This window comes from Xanthomonas cissicola (assembly GCF_008801575.1).
Classification (GTDB): domain Bacteria; phylum Pseudomonadota; class Gammaproteobacteria; order Xanthomonadales; family Xanthomonadaceae; genus Xanthomonas; species Xanthomonas cissicola.
This window is the reverse complement of the sequence record NZ_VZPL01000042.1, coordinates 1-23,985: the sequence shown is the minus strand read 5'-3', so window position 1 is coordinate 23,985 and position 23,985 is coordinate 1. Positions and strand designations below refer to the sequence as shown.

15 protein-coding genes and 2 pseudogenes are annotated in these 23,985 nt (G+C 66.2%); 2 read left to right on the top strand and 15 right to left on the bottom strand.

The window, feature by feature from the left end; genetic code table 11:
* Positions 1 to 247: 247 nt before the first annotated feature.
* The 14 genes and pseudogenes from F7R02_RS16510 to purB all read right to left on the bottom strand — a co-directional run bounded on the left by F7R02_RS16510 (position 248) and on the right by purB (position 19,577).
* A complete protein-coding gene (locus F7R02_RS16510; RefSeq protein ID WP_033484206.1) occupies positions 248 to 1,651 on the bottom strand; it encodes a TolC family protein in 1,404 nt (467 codons plus the stop codon).
* Positions 1,648 to 2,733, bottom strand: coding sequence for an efflux RND transporter periplasmic adaptor subunit (locus F7R02_RS16505; RefSeq protein WP_005913738.1), 1,086 nt, complete (start codon positions 2,731 to 2,733; stop codon positions 1,648 to 1,650). The genes F7R02_RS16510 and F7R02_RS16505 overlap by 4 nt, the downstream gene beginning before the upstream one ends.
* The gene (locus F7R02_RS16500) at positions 2,717 to 4,405 is read right to left on the bottom strand and encodes an ATP-binding cassette domain-containing protein (protein WP_078589757.1); all 1,689 of its coding nucleotides are present in this window, start codon (positions 4,403 to 4,405) and stop codon (positions 2,717 to 2,719) included. Before F7R02_RS16500 ends, F7R02_RS16505 begins: the two co-directional genes overlap by 17 nt.
* Positions 4,406 to 4,494: 89 nt before the next feature.
* Positions 4,495 to 5,394: a hydrogen peroxide-inducible genes activator gene (locus F7R02_RS16495; protein WP_078589756.1), complete on the bottom strand. Its 900-nt coding sequence runs from the start codon at positions 5,392 to 5,394 to the stop codon at positions 4,495 to 4,497.
* Between the two features lie 240 nt (positions 5,395 to 5,634).
* A complete protein-coding gene (locus tag F7R02_RS16490) occupies positions 5,635 to 7,404 on the bottom strand; it encodes an ABC transporter transmembrane domain-containing protein (protein ID WP_016849804.1) in 1,770 nt (589 codons plus the stop codon).
* Complete coding sequence (locus F7R02_RS16485) at positions 7,401 to 8,003, bottom strand: IMPACT family protein (protein ID WP_167521047.1); 603 nt, start codon at positions 8,001 to 8,003, stop codon at positions 7,401 to 7,403. The genes F7R02_RS16490 and F7R02_RS16485 overlap by 4 nt, the downstream gene beginning before the upstream one ends.
* 224 nt (positions 8,004 to 8,227) lie before the next feature.
* Complete coding sequence (locus F7R02_RS16480) at positions 8,228 to 8,821, bottom strand: LOG family protein (RefSeq protein ID WP_078589755.1); 594 nt, start codon at positions 8,819 to 8,821, stop codon at positions 8,228 to 8,230.
* 154 nt (positions 8,822 to 8,975) lie between these two features.
* Complete coding sequence (lpdA, locus tag F7R02_RS16475) at positions 8,976 to 10,412, bottom strand: dihydrolipoyl dehydrogenase (RefSeq protein ID WP_005913750.1); 1,437 nt, start codon at positions 10,410 to 10,412, stop codon at positions 8,976 to 8,978.
* A 146-nt stretch (positions 10,413 to 10,558) separates the two neighbouring features.
* Positions 10,559 to 11,770 carry a dihydrolipoyllysine-residue succinyltransferase gene (gene sucB, locus F7R02_RS16470; RefSeq protein ID WP_078589754.1) on the bottom strand — a complete coding sequence of 404 codons (1,212 nt, stop codon included), beginning with the start codon at positions 11,768 to 11,770 and terminating at the stop codon, positions 10,559 to 10,561.
* Between the two features lie 42 nt (positions 11,771 to 11,812).
* Complete coding sequence (locus tag F7R02_RS16465; RefSeq protein WP_078589753.1) at positions 11,813 to 14,641, bottom strand: 2-oxoglutarate dehydrogenase E1 component; 2,829 nt, start codon at positions 14,639 to 14,641, stop codon at positions 11,813 to 11,815.
* A gap of 180 nt (positions 14,642 to 14,821) precedes the next feature.
* Positions 14,822 to 15,757 carry a GNAT family N-acetyltransferase gene (locus F7R02_RS16460; protein ID WP_078589752.1) on the bottom strand — a complete coding sequence of 312 codons (936 nt, stop codon included), beginning with the start codon at positions 15,755 to 15,757 and terminating at the stop codon, positions 14,822 to 14,824.
* Positions 15,754 to 17,241 (bottom strand): ribosomal protein uL16 3-hydroxylase, encoded by a 1,488-nt coding sequence (locus F7R02_RS16455; RefSeq protein ID WP_078589751.1) that lies wholly within the window; start codon positions 17,239 to 17,241, stop codon positions 15,754 to 15,756. The genes F7R02_RS16460 and F7R02_RS16455 overlap by 4 nt, the downstream gene beginning before the upstream one ends.
* A 255-nt stretch (positions 17,242 to 17,496) precedes the next feature.
* Positions 17,497 to 17,970: pseudogene (locus F7R02_RS16450) on the bottom strand (DUF3060 domain-containing protein); the annotation flags it as partial.
* Positions 17,971 to 18,209: 239 nt separating this feature from the next.
* Positions 18,210 to 19,577 (bottom strand): adenylosuccinate lyase, encoded by a 1,368-nt coding sequence (purB, locus tag F7R02_RS16445; protein WP_078589750.1) that lies wholly within the window; start codon positions 19,575 to 19,577, stop codon positions 18,210 to 18,212.
* Positions 19,578 to 19,772: 195 nt separating this feature from the next.
* Here purB and F7R02_RS16440 point away from each other — a divergent pair, with 195 nt between their 5' ends.
* On the top strand, positions 19,773 to 20,723 hold the full coding sequence (locus tag F7R02_RS16440; protein WP_078589749.1) for a CAP domain-containing protein: 951 nt from the start codon (positions 19,773 to 19,775) through the stop codon (positions 20,721 to 20,723).
* A gap of 10 nt (positions 20,724 to 20,733) precedes the next feature.
* Here the strand turns inward: F7R02_RS16440 and F7R02_RS16435 are convergent.
* A pseudogene (locus tag F7R02_RS16435) lies at positions 20,734 to 22,057 on the bottom strand (hemolysin family protein).
* 283 nt (positions 22,058 to 22,340) lie between these two features.
* On the opposite strand from F7R02_RS16435, the gene F7R02_RS16430 reads away from it, so the two are divergent.
* Positions 22,341 to 23,744: a class II fumarate hydratase gene (locus tag F7R02_RS16430; protein ID WP_078589748.1), complete on the top strand. Its 1,404-nt coding sequence runs from the start codon at positions 22,341 to 22,343 to the stop codon at positions 23,742 to 23,744.
* The last annotated feature ends 241 nt before the right edge of the window (positions 23,745 to 23,985 follow it).

Below are 23,985 nucleotides of genomic sequence, written 5' to 3'. Positions count from 1 at the left end.
GTGCGTTGCAGAGGCGGCTGCCTAGCAGCGAGGGAGCAGACAGCTGCAGCCTCGGGTTCGACAAGGCTTCAAGGGCGCTGAAGCGTCGCTGGACACGACAGCCAGCCACCTGCGTGGCGGTTGAGTGCGTCCGCTGCGGAGGCTTTGCTTCAACCCACAGGATGCCAAGCAGCGGCATCGCGAGGTCGCTCGCACAACCGCGCAATTGCCCGGCATCACCGCGTCCGCCCGACGCGCAGCCGACCCATCAACGACTCAGCTGCAAGGCATCCCGGTCGGCGGTGGCCGCCGCCAGTTCGGCACGCGCGGAGGCGATGCGTGCCTGCGCATCGATCAGGCGTACGCGCGCGTCGTTGGCGGTTTCCTCGCGCTGATTGACCAGGAAAAAGTCACCCGAGCCCAGCTCGAAGCGCCGCCGCTCGGCGGCCGCCAGGCGGTCTGCCAGGCCGCGTTCCTCATCGGCGATCTTGGCCAGCCGTTCGGCGCCATTGAGTGAAATGACGATCGATTCGACCTCGATCGAAATCTGGTCGCGCAGAAAACGGCTGCGCTGATCCAACGCTTCGATCTCGGCGCGCGCTTCGGCCACGCGGCCCCGGGCGGCGCGGTTTTCCAGCGGCACGCTGAAACGAAAGCCGATGATGGCGTCGGTCAGCGACCGGTTCGGGCCGCCGACGCCAGGCGGGCCCAGATCCTTGCTGACTTCCACGCTGACATCCAGGCGCGGTTTGAGATCGTTCTGCGCCAGCATCAGCCGCGCGGTGGCCTGGTCGATGCGGGTCAGCACGGCGCGGTAGTCCGGGCGCTCCACCGGCGCGGTGATCTTGCTGGCGCCGGCCAGTCCTTCCAGCGCCGAGGTGTCGGCCGGCAGGCGTTCGGCGGAAACGACCAGCGGCATGCCGGCGTCGTCGCGCAAATACAGCGACAAGGCGTTGGCCGCGTTGGCGAAGTCCTGTTCCGAGCGGACCACCAAGGCGCGACGGCGCACCAGGTTCTGGTCGTTTTCGGTCAGCAAGATGGTGGGGCGCGCACCGAGCGTGACCTGGCGCGAAATCGCATTGCGGCGTTGCTCGGCCAGTTGCAGCAGCTCGTTGTAGGCGCGCAACTTCAGCCCGGCGGCGACCCAGTTCTGGTAGGCATCCACTGCGCGCCGCTGCACGCCGATGGCCACCATTTCCGCCTCGTACTTGGCCACATCGATGTCGGTGCTGGCGATGCTGCGCTTGGTGCGGCGTTCGTCGATCACGCGGTCGCGCAGCAGCGCGTACAGCGCGCCGACCTTCACTTCGCCGCCGCGATCGGTATAGGACTTGTCTTCGTAGATCGGGAAGGAGCCGCGCGAGGAGCGGTAGCCACCGTAGTAATAGCCGCCGTTCTCTTCGAACGGCCGCTTGACCCCGGTTTCGATCGTACTGCCGTCGTAATAGCCGGCCTCGCGCGAGCGGCCTTCGATGTCGAACACCGTGTCGAAGGCGCCATCGGCCGAGAGGCCCTTGCCTTCGGCCTGGCGCACCTTGGCCAGCGCTTCGACGATCTGCGGTGCCGAGCGTGCCGACGACTGCAGCACCTCATCCAGCGTCAGCGCAGCGGCCTGGGCGAATACCGCACCGGGGCAGAGTGCGATCAACAGGACGACAAGACGGCCGATCATTTCTTGCCCGTCGCTTCGTCTTCGGACTTGGGTGCGGCCGGCTTGGCCTTGCCGTCTTCCTGCGTGGCCGCAGCCGGGCGCCGGCCGAATTCCAGCGGGAAGTTGTTGAGCTGGCGCCACAGCTCGTAGCCGACCTTGACCGTTTCGCCCTGCACCCAGCCGCGCACCTTGCCGCCCTGGCGGGCGAATTCCTGCGCCGGCCACGCCGGCTTGCCCGGCATCGGCTCCACCAGAATGCGGAACAGCCCATCGGGCGCGGCGTTGGGGTCGATGGCGCGCACCCGGCCGTCGAACATGCCGTGCGCCACCGACGGCCAACCGCTGAATTGAATCGCCGGCCAGCCTTCGAATTCCAGCCGCACCGGACGGCCGGGACGGATCAGCGGCACGTCGCGGCCGTCGATGTACAGCTCGACCGCGCGTTCCACCCGTTCCGGCGCGATCACCGCCAGCACGGTGCCCGGCGAAACCATGGCGCTGCCGCTGGCGGCATTGAGCTGCTGCACGCGGCCGTCGCGCGGGGCGCGCACCAGCTGTGCAGACTGGCGATTCAACTGGATGTCGATGCGGGTCAGCTTGGCGCGCGATTCGGCCAGCTTGGCGTCGGCTTCGGCTACTTTGATCTGGGTCAGCTCGTAGTCGCGGCGGCCGGCCAGGCCTTCGGCCAGCAATTGCCTGCTGCGCGCCACATCGATGCTGGCCACCGCGCGCGATTGCTGGATGGCGGCGATTTCCGCCTGCGCCTGCGCGCGCTCGCTGGCCAGGCGGGTGAGCAGGTCCGGGTCCAGATCGCCGACACGCGCGATCGGGTCGCCCTTGGCAACATGCTGGCCGTCATGCACGTACCAGCGCTCGACGCGGCCCGGCACGAAGGCGGTGACCGGTTGTTGCCGGTCGCTGGGATCCAGCGACACGACCTGGCCTTTGCCGCTGGCGGTCTGCACCCACGGCGCCAGTGCCAGGATCGCCGCAGCGATGCCGATGCCGATCAACAGCATCCAGGCGACCGCCTTGGCGATGCTGGGCGGTCGCATTGCCGCCAGGGTCGGGAAATGCGCCATGCGATCAGGGGCGTGCGGCATGCGGCACCTCCTGCGTGGATGCGATCAACTCGGCGCGTGTGGCGTAGCGTTGCTGGCGCTGCGGCTCCAGCCGGAACCAGCCATCCAGGGTGATGTCCTCCGGCCGCCCGGTGCACAGCAGCACGGTGGTTCCTGCATCCTTCAAGCGTCGCAGAACCTGGGTCAGTCGCTCGGCCGGGATCAGGTCGTACAGCTGCGACAGCATCAGCACGCGCGGGCGCACCAACAGTGCATTGGCCAGCTTCAGCGCCATGACCTCGCCGATCCACAGCGGGAACCCGGACGCGGCAAGCCGGGTGTCCAGGCCTTGCGGCAACGCGGCGATGCGCGCGCGCAAGCCCACCGCGTCGATGGCTTGCAGCATCGCTTCGGACGTCACATCGGCCGAGGCCATCGCCAGGTATTCGCGAATGGTGACCTCCACGATGGTCGGGCGGTCGAGCACGGTGACTTCCGAACGCAGCAGGTACATATCGAAGGTGGCCATGTCCGCGCCGCCCACCATCACCAGCCCGCGGTCGGGAACCACGTGGCGCTTGAGCACCATGGCCAGCAGGCGCTCGGCGCCGCCATCGGCCAGCGTGACCAACTGCTCGCCGGCTTCCAGCGCGAAATCGAAACGCGCGCCCTCGATCACCACGCCATCCAGGCGTACCCCGCTGTTGCGCGGCGCCTCGCCGGCGGCAAGCACCGGGCGCTCCTGGGGGATGGCGTACAGCAGCGACAATTCCTCCGCACTGGCCACCAGGTCGTAGAACATGTCCAGGTAGCTGCCCAACTGTGCGATGCCGTAGAACACCGCGCTCAGGATCAGCTCGGCTGCCACCAGCTGGCCGATCGATAGCTCGCCGCGCAGGATCAGGCTGCCGCCCAGTGCCAGCAGCGCCGCGCTGGCGACCGCATAGGTGAGCAGGAACGCCAGCGTCTGGGTGAAGGTGTAGCGGAAATGGCGCCGATGCCGGTCGACATAGTCGGCGGTCACCTTTTCCGAGCGATCCATCGCAAAGTTGAGATGGCGGCTGGATTTATAGAACCCGTTGGAGCCGCCGACGCTTTCCAGCCAATGCGCGGCATTGTGCTTGGCCTGGCTCAGTTCGACCGCCGAGCGGATCGAGCCGCGCGACCAGATCATCCAGATCGAGAAGATGGTCAGCAGCAGCAGCGCGTTGAAGCCGAGGAAAAACGGGTGATAGAAGCTGGTGACGATCAAGCCGACCGCCGACTGCAGCACGATGGTGAATGCACCGACCGCCAGGCTGGGCACTGCCTTTTGCACCACCACCAGATCGAAGTAGCGGTTGAAGACATCGCCGCGGTTCTGGTCGGCGAAGAACGGGTTCTGTGCATGTACCGCGCGCACGGTGATCTCCGCCACCACGCGTGCGAACAGGCGACGTTCGAACAGCGCCATCACCCACACCCGCATCGCGCTGAGTGCCGCCAACAGCAACAGCAGGCCCAGCAGCAGGCCGGACAACGTCCACAGCGGCGTGGGCAGCGCGGTGTTGGCAACGCTGTTGATCAGCAATTGCACCGAGATCGGCGTGGCCAGCGAGAGCAGGCTGATCGCAACGCCGTACACCAGGGTCAGGCGCACATACGGCATGTCCGGTCCGACAATTTCCGTCAGCCAGCTCGCCGCTTCCCGCCATCCAATCCGCTTGGCCGCCATTCGATATCCGTTGATGAGTTCAGTGAAGCATTGACGAGTTGCCGGCCCGCAAACAAGGCCATGGCGCTTATTCGGCACATAGGATTTTCCTATGCAGCCACCGCGCGCAGCAGATTGGCGATCAAACCGAAGGCCGGTGCGCGACCGGCATCCTGGCGCCAGAGCAGACCGATCTCCCTATAGTAGCGCCCGCCTTTGACCGGCCGAACCACCACGTCGTCGCCTTCGCGGATTTCCTGGCGCACGTACAGGTCCGGGAGCAAGGCAAGACCCATGCCCATGCCGGCCATCTGGCGGATCGCGTCCAGGCTGGTGCCTTCGTAATCGCGCAAGACATTGGCGCCCACATCCATGGCGATCGCGGCAACCTGTTCTGCCAATCGGTATTCCGGCATCAAGGTCAGCAAGTTGGCGCCGCGCAGGTCGGCCGGGGTGATGCAGGCCTTGGTGCGCAGCGGATGATCGGCAGCCATGGCCACATGCAGCAATTCGCGAAACAGCCGCTCGCTGTGCAGGCCGCGGCCGGCCACCGGCAGTTGCGCGAGGACAAGATCGTGCGTGCCGTTGCTCAGGTCGGCGGCGAGTGCGGTTGGCAGGCCTTCGCGCACATGCACGCGCAGGGCCGGATGCTCGCGATGCAAACGTGCCACCAGGCTGGGCATCAGATAGGCGCCGAGCGTGGGCGAGACGCCGAGGCGGATGGTGCCGATCAAGGTATCGGCGGCGGTGGCGCGGACCTCTTCCAGATCGTTGACATCGAGCAGGATGCTGCGTGCGCGGTCGAGCAGATCGCGCCCCAGCGGGGTCAGGATCGCCTGCGTGCCGCGCTCGAACAGCGGCGCGCCGATGATCGCTTCCAATGCGCGGATCTGCTGCGACAACGATGGCTGCGAGACGCCCATCTGCTCGGCGGCGCGGGTAAAGCTGCCGGTATCTGCCAGCGCGACGAAATAGCTCAGCTGGCGAAGGGTGGTTCTGGGGCGCGGCATGGGGTCACATCGGATTGCGTGGGAGCGCACGGCCGGCGTGGCCGGTGAGACCAGACAGGCGAAGTGGGGCTAGCGATTGCAGCGGCAACTCGTCCGGCGAGGATGGACGAGCCGCGGTAACCGCAGTGTACGAGCGGTGCATGCCGATTCCGAGCACCGGCGCGCCCGCATCGCGGTGAGCGCAGTCGTTTCGCTAGGTGCGCCTGGTGCCATCGCTGGAACCACGGCGCCTGGCGGGGCTCATTGGTCGATGAACTGCAGCCGCGCCAGCTCCGCATACAGACCGCCTTCGGCGATCAACTGCGCATGCGTACCCTGCGCGACGATGCGGCCGGCATCCATCACCACGATGCGGTCGGCTTTGAGTACGGTGGCCAGGCGGTGCGCGATCACCAACGTGGTGCGGCCTTCCATCAGCCGCTCCAGCGCCTGCTGCACGGCGCGCTCGCTGTGCGCATCGAGCGCGCTGGTGGCTTCGTCCAGCAGCAGGATCGGGGCATCCTTGAGCAGCGCACGCGCAATCGCCACGCGTTGCTGCTGGCCGCCGGACAGGCGCGTGCCGCGCTCGCCGAGTTCGCTGGCGTAGCCCTGGGGCAGGGCGCGGATGAAGACATCGGCTTCGGCCGCCGCCGCCGCCGCTTCCACCTCGGCATCGCTGGCGTGCAGGCGCCCGTAGCGGATGTTGTCGGCGGCGCTGGCGGCAAACAACGTGGGTTGCTGCGGTACCAGCGCGATGTGCTCGCGCAGCAGGACCGGGTCGGCGTCGCGCAGGTCGATGTCGTCGATGCGCACCTTGCCGCTGACCGGGTCGTGGAAACGCAGCAGCATCGACAGCACCGTGCTCTTGCCCGCTCCGGACGGACCCACCAGCGCCACGGTTTCGCCGGGGCTGACATGCAGGTCGAACCCGTCCAGCGCCGGCGCGTCCGGGCGTTGCGGGTAATGGAAGACCACCTGGTCGAAATGGATCGCGCCGCGCAGCGGCTGCGGCAAGGCCTGCGGCGTGGCCGGCGCCACGATCAGCGGTTGTTCGTCGAGCAATTCACTCACCCGGCCCATGCCGCCGGCGGCACGCTGCAACTCGTTCCAGACCTCGGCCAGTGCACCGACCGAACCGCCGCCGATCAGCGCGTACAGCACGAATTGGCCCAGCGTGCCGGGCGTCATGCGGCCAGAAATCACATCGTGCGCGCCCAGCCACAACACCGCGACGATCGCACCGAAGATCAGCATGATCGCCACTGCGGTCACGGTGGCCTGGGTGCGGATGCGCACCTTTGCGGTGTCGATGGCGGTCAGCAGTGCCGTACTGAAACGTTGGCTTTCGTAACGCTCGCGCGCATGCGCCTGCACGGTGCGCACGGCGCCCAGGGTTTCGGCCGCCAGCGTATTGGCGTCGGCCACGCGGTCCTGGCTTGCGCGCGAAATCTTCTGCAGGCGGCGTGCGCCCAGCACGATCGGCAGTACCGCCAGCGGGATGCCGATCAAGGTGAAGCCGGCCAGACGCGGGCTGGTGACGAACAACATCACCACGCTGCCAATGACCGTTGCCACGCTCCGCAAGGCCACCGACATGGTGCTGCCGATCAGCCCACGCAGCAATTCGCTGTCGGCCGACAGGCGTGACACCAGTTCGCCGCTGCGGCTGCGGTCATGAAATCCGGCGTCCAGGCCGATCAGGTGTGCGTACAGCCGGCCACGCAGGTCGGCGACCACTTTTTCGCCCAGCAGTGCGACGAAATAGAAGCGGGCAGCGGTCGCCACCGCCAGCACCACCGAGACTACGAACAACAGCGCGAACGCCTGATTGATCTGCGCATCGCCGGAGAAGCCTTGATCGATCATGCGCTTGACCGCTGCCGGCAGGCTCAGTGTGGCGGCAGCGGAAATCGTCAGCGCGACCATCCAGGCAACGAACAGGCCGCGCTGGCGTTGGATGAAGGGCCACAAGGTGCGCAGGCTGCCCAGCTTCCGCAACGGGCTGGGACGTGCAGCGGCTGGCTGGGTCATGCGGCTTCCGGGGTTGAGAGGTGGACACGATTGCGAGTGGCGTCGCACAGGCGGGTTTTCAAGCCGGCGAGCTGATCGGCAGGCAGTTGCACACGCAACGCTGCACCTTCGGCGTCGAAGCGTTCGTCCAGTTTGTCGGCATGGAAGGCCGCCAGTGCGGCGTGCACCAGGCCCAGATCGTCGAACCGGCACTGCACCTGCACCCGCGACAACGCGATCAATGGCTGTCGCGTTGCAAGCCGAAGGCACTCGGCCGCGGTACCGCCGTAGGCACGCACCAGCCCGCCGGCCCCGAGCTTGATGCCGCCATACCAGCGCGTGACCACGACCACCACCCGATCGAAGCCCTGGCCGTCGATGGCGGCCAGGATCGGCCGGCCGGCGGTGCTGCTTGGCTCGCCGTCGTCGCTGGAGCGGTAGTCCTGCCCGAACCGGTAGGCCCAGCAGTTGTGGGTGGCATCCGGCACTGCCACGCGCTGCACGATCTCCAGCGCATGCGCGGGAGTCTCCAGTGCGGCAGCGCGGGCCAGAAAGCGACTGTGCTTGATGTCCAGGCTGTGGTGCGCGTCAGCGGCGAGGGTATCGAGCATCGCCGCCATTCTATGCGAGGCGATGTCGCGGGTTGCTGCGGCCATCGTGACTGCCGTTGCAAGCTGGCAGATCGAGGCGATGTTGTGCGACCGCACTGCGCGCGGTCTGAACCTCGCCGTGGAGTGCGTCGCTGGCCGCCATCGCACTGGTCGATGCCGTGGTGATGCGCGCAGTGCCCCGCCGCGCGGATGCATGCAGTGCCGCCGCGTCGAAGAGACGGGGCGGCTAACGCTTACACCAGGGTGGAGCGACGCTTCTCGTCGATCCACTTCGACGCCTGCGCCGGAGTGTAGTGCCGCATCCATTCGAGCATCTGCTCGATATCGGCGCCGTACCACAGGTCGGCGCGCTGGTCTGGATGCAGGAAGCGCTCTTCGACCATGCGGTCGATCATGCCAATCAGCGGTGCGTAAAAACCTTCGATGTCCAGAAAGGCGCACGGCTTGTTGCCGATGCCGAGCTGGCGCCAGGTCAGCATCTCGAAGATCTCTTCCATGGTACCGAAGCCGCCGGGCAGGGCAACGAAGGCATCGGACAGCTCGAACATGCGCATCTTGCGCTCATGCATGGAGCCGACGATTTCCAGCGTGGTCAACCCGCGGTGCGCCACTTCCCAATCGGCCAGTTGCTGCGGGATCACCCCGGTCACTTCACCGCCGGCCGCCAGCACTGCATTGGCCACGGTGCCCATCAAGCCAACGTTGCCGCCGCCGTACACCAGGCGCAGGCCCTGCTTGGCGATGCGATCGCCCAACGCAATCGCGCGCTCGACATAGGCGGGTTTGTTGCCGGCATTGGAGCCGCAGTAGACGCAGAGGCTTTTCATGGGAACCGGAATCGGGAGTGGGGAATCGGGAATGGGTCAACGCAACTACAGAAGCCGGAACGCATGACGCCGGACCTGGGTCCGGCGTCAGCATGAAGAGTGAAGTGATGGGAGCGCTTCTACGATTCCCGATTCCCCACTCCCGATTCCCGACTTAATTGGCCTTATGAATCGCGCGCTTGCTCACCGCCATCGCGGCATCGTGGATCGCTTCGGACAGCGTCGGGTGCGCGTGGCAGATGCGGGCCAGGTCGTCGGCCGAGCCGTTGAACTCCATGGTCAGCACGCCTTCGTGCACCAGCTCGGAAACGCCCACGCCCACCAGGTGCATACCCAGCACGCGGTCGGTTTCGGCATCGGCGATCACTTTGACGAAGCCGGCCGGCTCGCCCATCGCCACCGCGCGGCCGATCGCTGCGAACGGGAAGCTGCCGGCCTTGTAGGCGACGCCCTCGGCCTTGAGCTGCTGCTCGGTCTTGCCGACCCAGGCGATTTCCGGCTCGGTGTAGATAACCCACGGAATGGTGTCGAAATTGACGTGACCCGGCAGGCCGGCGATCAATTCGGCCACCGCGATGCCTTCCTCGAAGCCCTTGTGCGCCAGCATCGGGCCGCGCACGCAGTCGCCGATCGCCCACACGCCATCCACGCCGGTGTGGCAATGCCCGTCGACCTCGATCTGGCCGCGGTCGGTGACCTTGACGCCAGTGCCTTCGGCCAGCAGGTTCTTGGTGGCGGCCTTGCGGCCCACGGCCACCAGCAGCTTGTCCACGGTCAGGGTCTGCTCGCCGGTCGCGTCGGTGTAGCTGAGCACCACCTGCTTGGCGTCGCCGCTGCCGGTGATCTCGGTCTTGCCGACCTTGGCGCCCAGCTTGATGTCCAGGCCCTGCTTCTTGAATTCCTTCAAGGCGGTCTTGGCCACTTCGGCATCGGCCAGGGCCAGGAAGTCCGGCAGCGCTTCGAGGATGGTCACCTCGGCGCCCAGGCGCTTCCACACGCTGCCCAGCTCCAGGCCGATCACGCCGGCACCGATGACGGCCAGACGCTTGGGAACGGCGGTGAAATCCAGGCCGCCGACGTTGTCGACGATGGTGTCGCCGTCGAACTTGGCGAACGGCAGTTCGATCGATTCCGAACCGGCCGCCAGGATCACGTTGGTGCCCTTGAGCTCGATCTCGCCGCCTTCATGCTGGGTCACCTTGACGATGTTGCCCGGCTGCAACTGGCCGAAGCCGTAGTACGGGGTGATCTTGTTGGCCTTGAACAGCATCGCGATGCCGCCGGTGAACTGCTTCACGATCTTGTCCTTGCGGCCGATCATGGTGGGCACGTCCATCTTGGCGTCGTTGAAGCTGATGCCGTGGTCGCCGAACAGGTGGCCCATGTTCCAGAACTGGCGCGAGGAATCCAGCAGCGCCTTGGACGGAATGCAGCCCACGCGCAGGCAGGTACCGCCCAGTGCCGGCTTGCCGTCCTTGCCCAGGGCCGCGTCGATGCAGGCGACCTTCATGCCCAGCTGCGCCGCACGGATGGCGGCGTGATAACCGGCCGGACCGGCACCGATGACGACGACGTCGAATTGTTCGCTCATTTCATTTGCTCACGGGAATGGGGAATAGGGAATGGGGAATCGCAATAGCGCACGCGCCCTTGGCGTCCCATCCAGGTCCAGGCGGGAATGGAGCGGTCCATGGGCGCTTGTCCCATTCCCGTATCTCCATTCCCGATTCCCGGCGCTTACAGGCCGAACAGCATGCGGCCCGGGTTTTCCAGCTGGTTCTTGATGTCGACCAGGAACTGCACCGAGTCCTTGCCGTCGATGATGCGGTGGTCGTAGGACAGCGCCAGATACATCATCGGCGCGATCACGACCTGGCCGTTCTCGGCGATCGGACGTTCCTTGATCGCGTGCATGCCCAGGATGGCGCTCTGCGGCGGGTTGATGATCGGGGTGGACAGCAGCGAGCCGAAGGTGCCGCCGTTGGTGATGGTGAAGGTGCCGCCCTGCAGGTCGTCCAGGCCCAGCTTGCCGGCGCGCGCCTTGGCGGCGTAGTCGGCAATGCCTTGCTCGACATCGGCGAACGACTGGCGCTCGACGTTGCGCAGCACCGGCGTGACCAGGCCCTTGTCGGTCGACACCGCGATCGAGATGTCGCTGTAGCCGTGATAGATGATGTCGTCGCCGTCGATCGAGGCGTTGACCAGCGGGAAGCGTTGCAGCGCGTTGGCGGCAGCCTTGACGAAGAAGCTCATGAAACCGAGCTTGATGCCGTGCGCCTTCTGGAACTCGTCCTGCAGCTCCTTGCGCGCGGCCGACACCTTGGCCAGGTTGACTTCATTGAAGGTGGTCAGCATCGCGGTGGAGTTCTTGGACTCCATCAGGCGCTTGGCGATCGTCTTGCGCACGCGGGTCATCGGCACGCGTTCTTCCGGGCGGGCACCAGAGGCCTTGCCGACGCCGCCGGCCTTGGCGAAGTTGACGATGTCTTCCTTGGTCACCGCGCCACGACGGCCGGTGCCTTCGACCTGCGAAGGATCCACGCCCTGGGTGATCGCGGAGAAACGCGCACCTGGCGGCAGCGAATCGGCAGCGAACTTGGAAGCAGCAGGCGCCGCGGCGGCTGCCGGTGCCGGAGCGGCAGCCGGTGCCGCAGCAGTCGCAGCCGGGGCAGTGGCCTGCTTCTCTTCAGCTGGTGCCGCCGCAGCCACAGCGCCTTCTTCGATGATCGCCAGAATCTGGTTGCTGGTGACCGTGCTGCCGGTTTCGAACTTGATTTCCTTCAGTACGCCGTCGACCGGCGAAGGAACTTCCAACACGACCTTGTCGGTTTCCAGGTCGACCAGATTCTCGTCGCGCTTGACCGCTTCGCCGGCCTTCTTGTGCCAGCTGGCGATGGTGGCGTCGGAAACGGATTCGGGCAGTACCGGAACTTTGACTTCGGTGGCCATTCGGGGAGCGTCCTAGGGTTTTCGTTCTTTGGGGAAGAGGAGTTATTCAGCGACTTGGTCGTTGAACGGGTTGAGCAGCGCATCGGCGACCAGCTTCTGCTGCTCGATGATGTGGTCGGCCATGTGGCCGGCGGCAGGCGAGGGCGAACGGGCGCGGCCGGCGTAATGCAGGCTCTGACCGCCGGCCAGGCAGAAGTTGAGGTGGTGGCGGATCTGGTACCACGCACCCTGGTTCTGCGGTTCTTCCTGGCACCACACCACATCGGTGGCGTTGGCATAGGCCTTCAGTTCGGCCGCCAGCTGCGCGCGCGGGAACGGATACAGCTGCTCCACGCGCAGGATGGCGACATCGTCCTGGCCACGCTTGGTCTGGTCTTCGAGCAGGTCGTAATAGACCTTGCCCGAGCACAGCACCACGCGCCTGACCTTGGCCGCGTCGGCCTTGGCGTCCGGGATCAGATGCTGGAACTGCCCGTCGGCCAGTTCTTCCAGGCTCGACACCGCCAGCTTGTGGCGCAGCAACGACTTGGGCGTCATCACCACCAGCGGCTTGCGGGTCGTCATGCGCATCTGGCGGCGGATCATGTGGAAGCACTGCGCCGGCGTGGTCGGCACGCAGACCAGCATGTTCTCCAGCGCGCACAGCTGCAGGAAGCGCTCCAGACGTGCGGAGCTGTGTTCCGGGCCCTGGCCTTCGTAGCCATGCGGCAGGAACAGCGACAGGCCCGCGATGTGGCCCCACTTGGCCTCGCCGGCGGCGATGAACTGGTCGATCACCACCTGCGCGCCATTGGCGAAATCGCCGAACTGCGCTTCCCAGATGCACAGCGCATTCGGGTCGGTGGTGGAGTAGCCGTATTCGAAGCCCATCACCGCTTCTTCGCTCAGCAACGAGTCGATGACAGTTGCGTCTTCCGGGTTCTGCACCAGTTGGCGCAGCGGCAGGTAGTAGTCGTCGGTCTTCTGGTCGTGCAGGATCGCGTGACGGTGGAAGAACGTGCCGCGGCCGGCGTCCTGCCCAACCAAGCGCAGCTTGTGGCCTTCGGCCAGCAAGGTGGCGTAGGCCAGGTTCTCGGCAAAGCCCCAGTCGCCGAGCTGATCGCCGGCGGCCATCTTGACGCGATCTTCGTAGATCTTCGCCACGCGGGCGTGCAGTTCGACGCCTTCGGGGATGGTGGTGATCAGCCTGGCCAGGCGGTCCAGCTGGTCGCGCTTGACGCGCGTGTCCACCGGATCGGCAGCGGTGCCGACCAGGTACCTGGACCAATCGATGGCGAATTCGTCCGGCTTGCGCTTGGCCAGTTCGGTGGTGTACTCGCCCGAATCCAGCTTGTTGCGGTAGCCGTCCACCAGCGCCTTGGCCTCGTCGGCGCTCAGCACGCCTTCGCTTTCCAGCTTGGCGGCGTACAGCTCGCGGGTGGTCTTGTGCTTGCGGATGGTCTGGTACATCACCGGCTGGGTCGCTGCCGGTTCGTCGGCTTCGTTATGGCCCCAGCGGCGGTAGCAGACCAGGTCGATGACCACGTCCTTCTTGAACTGCTGGCGGAACTCGTAAGCCAGCTTGGACACGAACATCACCGCGTCCGGATCGTCGCCGTTCACGTGGAAGACCGGCGCGCCGATCATCTTGGCCACGTCCGTGCAGTACAGCGTGGAGCGGGCGTCGTCGCGGGTGCTGGTGGTGAAGCCGATCTGGTTGTTGACGACGATGTGCACGGTGCCGCCGACCGCGAAACCGCGCGCCTGCGACATCTGGAACAGCTCCATCACCACGCCCTGGCCGGCGAATGCGGCATCGCCGTGGATCAGGATCGGCAACACGCTCTTGCGCTCGGCATCGCCGAAACGCTCCTGGCGCGAACGCACGCTGCCGACCACGACCGGGTCGACGATTTCCAGGTGCGAGGGGTTGAAGGCCAGCGCCAGGTGGACCTGCTTGTCGGTGCCCACCGCGATATCGGCCGAGAAGCCCATGTGGTACTTGACGTCGCCGGTGTGCGCACGGTCGTCATGGGCATGCTCGAACTTGCCCTCGAATTCGTCGAACAGCTTGCGCGGGTTCTTGCCCAGCGTATTGACCAGCACGTTGAGGCGGCCGCGGTGGGCCATGCCGATCACGATGTCCTTGACCTGATCGTTGCCGGACTGGCGGATGATCTCGTCCATCATCGGGATCAGCGAATCGCCGCCTTCCAGCGAGAAACGCTTCTGGCCGACGTATTTGGTATGCAGGTAGCGCTCCAGGCCCTCGGCAGCGGTGAGCCGCTCCAGGGTGCGCTTGCGGCTTGCCGAATCGCCGGCAATCTTGCCGCCGGCGTCTTCCAGGCGCTTGTAGATCCACTGGCGCTGATCGAACTCCTGGATGTGCATGAACTCGGCGCCGATGCTGCTGGCGTAGGTCGCCTTCAGGCGCGTCAGCAGCTCCTTGAGCTTCATCCGCGGCTGGCCGCCGACACCGCCGGTGCTGAACTCGCTGTCCAGATCGGCCTGGGACAGGCTGTGGAACGGCAGGTCCAGGTCGGGCGGGTTGACCGGCGGGACCAGGCCCAGCGGGTCGAGCTGGGCGCCGAGGTGGCCACGGGCGCGGTAGGCGGTGATCAGACGGCCGACATTGCGCTCGCGCTCGTCACTGGCGCCTGCGCCGGTGCCGGCATTGGCAGCCTGCTTGGAGGCGGCGAGGATGTGGGCGATGGCCGCCGAGTGCGGCACATCACCGGCACCGCGACCTTCGAAACCATCGAAGTAGCTCTTCCACTTCGGATCGACACTGTCCGGGGCGACGAGGTACTGCTCGTACAGATCCTCGATATAGGCGGCGTTGCCGCCGGCGAGTTGCGATGACTGCGCGAACTGCTTTAGGAGATTATCCACGATGGTAAGTCGGGTCTGCTGTGGGGATGATTGTGCGGAAGCGGCAGGGCGAGATGCCCTATCGGTCGGTCTCAAATCTCGAAAAATTATACCCCCTTGCGCTAGTGAGGGGGCGTCTGCAAGCTGACCGACGGGGTAGACCAATCGCGCGCGCGCCTACGTGCAAGGGGCGCTGCGGCGTCAGATGCCGAGCGCGCGCGGCTCGTTCCAGAGCGCGCTGCGCTCCCATATCTGCGCGAATTCGCGCTCCAGCTGGCGGCTGCGCGCTGCGCCCGACAGCCAGGTTTCGCCATCATCGAAGCGATGATCTGTTGGACGAAAGTAGTAGGCGTCGTCGCCGACAACATAGACCGATGCAAAACTTGCATCGACCGGGTCGCTGACCGCGCGGAACCGGAACACGCTGGGCAGGCGCTGTGCCAGGCGCAGCATCGCGCTGCTGCTGGCCGCGGCACTGGCGGTGTCTTGCACCAGGACATGTACACGCTTCTCGTGGCGGGCGGTGGCGAAACGACGCAGCGCGTCGAGCACCGCGGCGTTGTCGAACAGGGCCGGGTCCAGGGCGCGGGTGTAGATCAGCACCTGGCGGCGCGCGGCGCACAGCAGCCCGGTGGTGGCGGCCAAGGCTGCGGTGAAGGAGTCCACTGCCATCGGGCCGTCGAGGCGACGGTGCACGACGGTACCGGGCGCATCGTGGGTCTGGCCAATGCGCTCGGGTGAGGAGAGGGTGCCAGCGTCGGGCAGAAAGCCCAGGCGCGCGAAGACCGCTTCCGCAGCAGGGCTGGGACATGCGCGCAGGCCAGGCCAGCCGCGCTGCCGTGCCGCGTCGACTGCGGCAGCGAGCAGTTGGTCCGCCACGCCACGGCGGCGCCAGTTGGACAGAACGCCGAGCCGGTCGAGGCGGCGGTCGGCGGTGAGCCGCACCGAGGCGATCAGCTGGCCCTCGGCGCGTACGGCCAGATGCAGGCTGAGCGGGTCCAATGCATCCCACTGGACACCGCCGGTGGCGCCAGCGGTGTCGGTGTCGGTGGCGCAGGCCAGCCGCAGCGCACGCAGCGCCGCGGCGTCGGCGGCCGGGTCCAGCGTGACGATCTGCGGTCTGGCGTGCGCGCTCATGCGGGCTTGGTGGTGTCGTCGCTGTCGTCGGAATCGGTCTCGTCGGCGATCGCACTGTCGACGTCCTGCTCGGCTTCGGCATCGTCGCCGGGCTCGACATCGGCCTCCAGCGCCTCTGGCGGGGTATCGGCAGCGTCGGCAACCTGTTCGACATCGGCGTCGGCATCGATGTCTTCGTCCGCCTCCGGCGCGTCGTCCTCGGCGTCTTCGTCGTCGTGGTCGGCCGACACGCTCAGCGCATGCGCGTGGTCGTCGTCTGCGATGGCGTCCTCGGCATCTTCGTGGGCGCGCTGGTAGTGGCCGTGTGCCAGCAGCTCCAGTACCACCTCGCGGCCACGCGGGGACAACTGCGCGTACAACGTGCCGTCGATCTCTTCGGCCGCGGCCAGACGGGACGCGTCCTTGGCCGACAGCGCAAACTCCAGGCCGCTGCAGAACAGCGTGGCGCCGCGCTTGGCGCGCCGCCAGGCCAGCCGCGACCACGGGTGGCGGTGCAGCAGCACGCCTTCTTCCAGCGCCTGCTCGACCGCTTCGCGCGGGATCGGCTCGGGCGCCGGCACCACGTCGCCGGAGGCGCGGTAGGTGGTCATGAAACGGCCGAACCAGTCGCCCAGACGGTCGGGGTCGTTCATGCGCAGCGCATTGAGCGCAGCGACCACGCGGTTCATCGCGGTGACGTCGATTTCGTAGGGGTCGGCCGGCACCTTGAGGTCTTCGTCGTGATAGCGCACGGCCTCGTCGGCATCGGCAATCAAGGTGTCCAGGTAATCGCCGATCAACTCGGCCGAGGACGGTGCGCGGGTGCCGATGGAGAAGGTCAGACAGGCGTCTTCGGCCACACCGTGGTGCGGGATCAGCGGCGGCAGGTAGAGCATGTCGCCCGGGCCCAGCACCCAATCGTGGGTGGGCTTGAACTCGCGTAGCAGCTTGAGTTCGACATCGTCGCGGAACGCCAAAGGCGTGGCCTTGCGGCCCTGGACGGTGCGCGCGTCGATCTGCCAGCGGCGGTGGCCCTGGCCCTGCAGCAGGAACACGTCGTAGTGGTCGACATGCGCGCCCACCGAACCGCCAGTGGCGGCGAAGCTGATCATGATGTCGTCGATACGCCAGCGCGGCAGGAAGCGGAAGTGCTCCAGTAGGGCACGCACGTCGGCGTCCCATTTGTCCACGTCCTGCACCAGCAAGGTCCAGTAATGGTCGGGCAGGCCGGGAAAATCGGTTTCTTGGAACGGGCCGGTGCGCACGTCCCAGCCGTCGGTGGCGCGGTCGTGGCTGATCAGGCGTGCCAGCACGCCGTCTTCGCAGGCCAGCCCGGCCAGATCTTCCGGCTGCAGCGGCGAGGCGAAATCCGCGAACGCATTGCGGATCAACAGCGGGTGCTTGTGCCAGTAATTGCGCAGGAAACGCTCGACCGGCATACCCAGCGGCTGTCCCGGACGGGCCTGGACTTCGATGGCAAGTGGGGTCGCTTTACGTACGGCCATGTGGGGTCCTTACACGATGTAGATAGAGAGTGCGGTGCGCGGCATCGGCCGGCGCCAATGGCCTATTGTCGACTGCCCGAGCCGGATGTGCACCTGTGCGGCGTGCAGCGAGCCGGCTCCCGTTCGCCGCTGCGGGGCTGGCCAGCGATTCCGATCGCTTCTTCGTGTTGATGGCCGTGCGAGCGGCATGGTGGCGCCTGCCGCGCACGCCGATCGCCGCGCGCGCGGTAGCGCACCGGCGCGCATCACATCACCTTCGTCTCGTAAGGGGTTGCTGGAAGGGTTGACGGTGTTGTCGTTGCCGGAAAAGCGCACCTGTTTCACGGCGCGCGCCAGCACCAGATTCCTGTTGCCCTGTATGTCCACGCGATCGACATCGGTCAGATTGAGCGTGTTGTCGTGACCGCTCACGCTGAGCTGACCGAGTTGCCTGTTGAGTACCGTGACCTTGCTTCCCTCCAGCCGAATGCTGCGCGCGGTGTCTAGATTCATCGCGCCACGCGAGGCGGTGATGGTGACCGTGCCGCACGCGCCGTGCAGGATCCATTCGCTGTCATCGCGGGTCAGCCGGACATCTTTGCCGGCACAGTCTGAGCCGCTGGCCGGATCGGTCGGCGTGGACGAGACCGACGACAGCGCCCGCGCAGCGGGGCCGTCGCCGCCGCATCCGCTCAGTGCAAGGACGCTTGCCAGCGTCAGCAGGGACAGTGCCATGTGGGTGACGCGCATCGCCGGTCTGGTGAAAAGCAAGGCCGGCACGATAGCAGTCCGGTCAGGTCACCCATGTGCAGGTCCTCGCCAACCATCCAGTCCGCTAAGGCCGTGCGACGCATCCGACGCGAGGCGTCGTCATCACTGGCCTTGATCGTGCGTCATCGGCATGCGCTGATGCCGATGAAGCCTCGCCGATGAGGTCGATGACGTGGCCCGCTTCGCAAGCTCCCACCGAAGCTCGCGGTTCGGTCAGCTTAGATCGCGCGCGCCAGCTGCTCGGCCAGCCCGCTGTAGGCGCCCGGGGTGAGCGCGCGCAGGCGCTGCTTGTCTTGTTCCGGCAGTTGCAGACTTTCCACGAAGGCCTGCATCGAGGCGGCGGTGATGCCCTGGCCGCGGGTCAGCGCCTTGAGTTGTTCGTAGGGGTTCGGCAGGCCGTGGCGGCGCATGACCGTCTGCACGGCTTCGGCCAGCACTTCCCAGGCCGCATCCAGGTCGGCATCCAGCCGCTCGGGGTTGACGGTGAGCTTGCCCAGGCCCTTGGCCAGCGAATCCAGCGCGACCTGGGTATGGCCGAACGCGGTGCCGAGTGCGCGCAGCACGGTGGAATCGGTGAGGTCGCGCTGCCAGCGGCTGATCGGCAACTTGGCGGAGAAATGTTCGAACAGCGCGTTGGCGATGCCGAAATTGCCCTCGGCATTTTCGAAGTCGATGGGGTTGACCTTATGCGGCATGGTCGAGGAGCCAACTTCGCCCTCTTTCAGCTTCTGCTTGAAATAGCCCAGCGAGATATAGCCCCAGATGTCGCGCGCCAGGTCGATCAGGATGGTGTTGGCGCGGCGGCTGGCATCGCCGATTTCGGCCACATTGTCGTGCGGCTCGATCTGGGTGGTGTAGGGGTTGAACACCAGACCCAGGCTTTCCACGAAACGCTGTGCGAACGCCGACCAGTCCAGGTCCGGGTACGACACCAGGTGCGCGTTGTAATTACCGACCGCGCCGTTGATCTTGCCGGTCAGTTCGACCGCGGCGATCTGCTTACGCTGGCGCTCCAGGCGCGCGACCACGTTGGCGATTTCCTTGCCCAGCGTGGTGGGCGAGGCGGTCTGGCCGTGGGTGCGCGAGAGCATCGGCTGGGCGGCCTGGGCGTGGGCGAGGGTGCGCAGCGCGGCGGTAATACCATCCAGGCTGGGCAGCAACACCTGACGGCGTGCCTGCTCCAGCATCAGCCCGTAGCTCAGGTTGTTGATGTCTTCGCTGGTGCAGGCAAAGTGCACGAATTCCAGCGCCGGGCCGAGTTCGGCATCGTCCTTGAGCTGCTCCTTGATGAAGTACTCCACCGCCTTGACGTCATGGTTGGTGGTGCGCTCGATTTCCTTGACCCGCGCGGCATGGGCCACGCCGAAATCGTCGGCCAGGGCGCGCAGCCGCTGCGTGGCAGCCGGCGAGAACGGCGCCAGTTCGGCGATGCCCGGCTCGGCGGCCAGTGCCAGCAGCCATTCGATTTCGACCTTGACCCGCGCCTTGATCAGGCCGTATTCGGAGAAGATCGGGCGCAGCGCATCCACTTTGGAGGCGTAGCGGCCATCGAGCGGGGACAGGGCGAGCAGAGCGGAATCCGACATGGGCAGGAGAGGCAGCGGTGACGGTGGGGCCAGCATTCTACGCCGCCGAGGCTGCGGGCAGGCCCGGTGCCCTGCAAAACGGGTTCCCAAGCCCACGGCAGAATGGCTGAATGGCGGGCTACCTGCGCGGCAGAGGAGCCCGACATGGCGCGACCTGCACTTTATGGTAGAGCTCCCTGCGCTGTTCCGGCTGCCATGCGCCCGATCTTCGCTCGCCTCGCCTTTGCGATCTTTACCGCCGCGCTGCCCGCCGCCGCGCAGGATGCCGACTTCGCCGCGCAGGCGGCGGCGCTGTATCGCACCCCGCCTGCGATCGCCAGCTGCCGCGCCGGAGACCTGCAGCCGGCGCAGCGGCAACACGTGCTGGCGCTGATCAACGACATCCGTCGGCTGCACGGGCTCGACGCGGTCGACGACGACCCGGCGGCCGAGCCCGAAGCCACCCAGGCGGCCTTGGTGATTGCCGCCAACGGCCGCCTCAGCCATACGCTGACGCCGGACTGGCGCTGCTATTCCGACACCGCAGCCAAGGGCGCGCGCCGTAGCCTGATCTACGGCGGAGTCAGCTCGCCGCTGCTGCGTTTCTCCAGCGCCGAACAGATCGTGATCGAGTGGCTGACCGAAGCCAACAATGTCAGCGCCGGTGGACTGGGGCACCGGCGCTGGCTGCTGGATCCGTTTCTGCAACGCGTCGCCTTCGGCATGGTGGCCGGTCGCGACGGCGCCACGTTCAGTAGCGGTGCCGCGCTGCGCTTCGTTCCGGCGGTCGGCGTCGCGGCGCGGACGCGTGAGGATTTCATCGCCTGGCCGATCGGCGAGTACCCGAGCCGCTACTACGCCGACGATGCGCTGTTGTCGTTCACCGCATTGCCGGACCGCAAGCGCAAGTTCGCCAATCGCGATGTCGACTACGCCGATGCGCAGGTGCAGATCCGCGAGCGCGATGGACGCCAGCTGCAGGTACGCAACCTGAGCGACGACCACGAGGGTTTCGGGGTGCCCAATAGCCTGCAGTTCCGGGTGCCGCGCCTGCAGCCGGGTGTGATCTACGACGTGACCATCCGCGGGGTGCGGTTCGGCGGGCAGTCGCGCGATTACCGTTATTGGTTTCGCATCGGCCAATCGGCTCGCGCGTCCGCCGACTGAATCGACGGCATCAGCTGGCCGCGTCGACGGCTTCGCCCACCGGGCGCACCGTGACTGCCTGGATGCGATGGCCTGCCATGCGCCGCACGGTCAGCAGGTGACCATCCAGCTCCAGCGTTTCGCCTTCCTCGGGCAGGCGCTGCAGCTCATACAGGATCAGCCCGCCGACCGAATTGACGTGGTCCGGCGCGCTCAGGTCCTGACCGAGCAGGCGTTCCAGGCGGAAGATCGAGGTGCTGCCGGCGACCAGCAGCGAGCCGTCCTGGCCACGGATCGGGGCATCGCTCACCACGTGTCGGTGCTCGTCCTTGATGTCGCCAACCACCACTTCCAGCAGGTCTTCCAGGGTGAAAAAGCCCAGGATGCGGCCTTCTTCTTCCACGCACAGCGCCAGATGGGTGGTGCCGGTGCGGAATTGCTCCAGCGCGTTGGGAATCGGCGTTTCCAGGGTCAGCACGGTGGGAGGGCGCAGCAGCGGGGCGCAGATCGTCCAGGTTCTGGCCGCGTGCCATCGCCACCAGCAAATCCTTGGTGTGCAGGATGCCGAGTACCTGTTCGCCATCGGCATCGAACCAGGGGTAGCGGCTGTAGCGCGACTCACTGAATTCGGCCAGCACCGTCTCCAGGGTCATGCCTTCGCGCAGGCTGCGCATGTGCTCGCGCGGGCGCATCAAATCGCCGGCGACCAGATCCGGCAATTCCAACGCGTGGCTCATCAAGGCCAGCCCCTGGTCGGGCGCAGCGGCGTTCGGGTCCTGGCGGCCGACGATCAGCATCAGTTCCTCGCGTGAGTAACGATGCGAGTGATGTTCCACCTCGCCCCAGCCGAGCAGGCGCAGAAAGCGGTTGGCGCTGGTATTGAGCACCCAGATGGCCGGGTACATCAGCCAGTAGAAAACGTACAGCGGCGCAGCGGTCCACAACGACATGCGTTCCGGGCGGCGGATCGCCATGGTCTTGGGCGCCAGTTCGCCCAGCACGATATGCAGGAACGAAATCAAGCTGAAGGCGATTGCCAGCGCAGTGAATTGTGCTGCTTCCGGCGACAGGCCCAGCGTATCGAACAGCGGTTGCAGCAGATGTGCGAAAGCCGGCTCGCCGACCCAGCCCAATCCGAGCGAAGCCAGCGTGATACCGAGCTGGCAGGCCGACAGATACGCATCCAGATGCGCGTGTACACCGAGCAACAAGCGCCCGCGCCAGCCGTTGGTTTGCGCCAGGCCCACCGCTTGCGTGTGCCGCAGCTTGACCAGCGCGAACTCGGCGGCGACAAAAAATCCATTCAACAGCACCAGCAGCAATGCCACCAACAGCAGCAGGACGTTACCCAACATGGCCGCCTCCATGCGCTGCAGGAGCGGTCCATCCGCGTGCCACCGCATGTGCGGTAGCCATGAGCAGTGTCGCGGCAACCGATGCGGAACGTGCGTTTCTACAGTCAGGCTCGTCGCCCATGGCGGCTTGGTATCTCGTCATGATCAGCAGGCAGTCTAGCCGACAGCGTGCGACGACATCGTCGCAACGCGGCGTGCGAGTATCGTAGACAGTCTCGCCAGCGTGGGTACGCCCGCCGCCAGCCATCCATCACCACAAATCAGCAATGTGCGGAGAGTGCAGATGAGCGAACGTTTCAGGACCGAACACGACAGCATGGGCGAATTGCAGGTGCCCGCCGACGCGTTGTGGGGCGCGCAGACCCAGCGCGCGGTGCATAATTTCCCGGTGTCCGGGCAGCCGATGCCGCGCGGTTTCATTCGCGCGCTGGGCTTGATCAAGGCCGCGGCAGCCGGCGTCAACGCCGAGCTTGGATTGCTGCCGAAGTCGATCGGCAAGACCGTGCAGGCCGCTGCATTGCAAGTGGCCGAGGGCAGCTTCGATGCGCAGTTTCCCATCGATGTGTACCAGACCGGTTCGGGCACCTCGTCCAACATGAATGCCAATGAGGTGATTGCCACCCTGGCCACGCGTGCCGGCAAGGATGCGGTGCATCCCAACGACCACGTCAATCTGGGCCAGAGTTCCAACGATGTGGTGCCCACCGCCATTCGCGTGTCGGCATTGCTGGCGGTGCAGGAACATCTGCAACCGGCGCTCAAGCATCTGCGCAAGACCATCGACAAGCGCGCCAAATCGCTTGATAAGATCGTCAAGACCGGTCGCACGCATTTGATGGACGCGATGCCGCTCACCTTTGGTCAGGAGTTCGGCGCGTGGTCCGCGCAGCTGAGTTCGGCGCAGGAGCGTATCGACGACGCGCTCAAACGCTTGCGACGCTTGCCGCTGGGCGGCACGGCGATCGGGACCGGCATCAATGCCGACCCGCGCTTCGGTGGCAAGGTCGCCAAGGCCTTGTCCACCCTGAGCGGAGCCAGGTTCGAGAGCGCGGAAAACAAGTTCGAAGGACTCGCCGCGCAGGACGATGCGGTGGAGTTGTCTGGCCAACTCAACGCGCTGGCGGTGGCACTGCTCAAGATCGCAAACGACTTGCGCTGGATGAATGCCGGCCCGTTGGCGGGCCTGGGCGAAATCGAACTGCCGGCGCTGCAGCCTGGCAGCTCGATCATGCCAGGCAAGGTCAATCCGGTGATTCCCGAAGCCACCGTGATGGCGTGCGCGCAGGTGATCGGCCACCACACTGCCATCACCATCGCCGGGCAAACCGGCAACTTCCAGTTGAACGTGACGTTGCCGCTGATCGCCTACAACCTGCTGGATTCGATCACCTTGCTGGGCAACGTTTCGCGCCTGTTGGCCGACACCGCCATTGCCGGTCTGAAGGTGCGTCAGGAGCGCGTCCGCGAGGCGTTGGACCGCAACCCCATCTTGGTGACGGCACTGAACCCCATCATCGGTTACGAAAAGGCCGCGGCGATCGCCAAGCGTGCCTACAAGGAGCAGCGGCCGGTACTGGATGTGGCCAAGGAAGACAGCGGGCTCGGCGAAGCGGAACTGCGGCGATTGCTCGACCCGACGGCATTGACGCGTGGCGGTATCCATGCCGGCGGCGGTAGCGGGGGCTGATCACCGCAGCGCATATGTAGGAGCGCACGTGTGCGCGATGGGGCATTATCGATAACGCCCTGTCGCGGCGCGTTCCTACCGATTTTGCTGATTTGTCGTCGCTTGGCCAAGCCGGCTAAGGAAGCTCTGAACAACGCACCACAGATACGCGACACTACCCGCCTCATCATGTAGAGGATCATCTATGCAGCTGACGTTCGGTGACGCTGAGGGCCTGGGCAAGCGCAAGCAGACCCGGCGC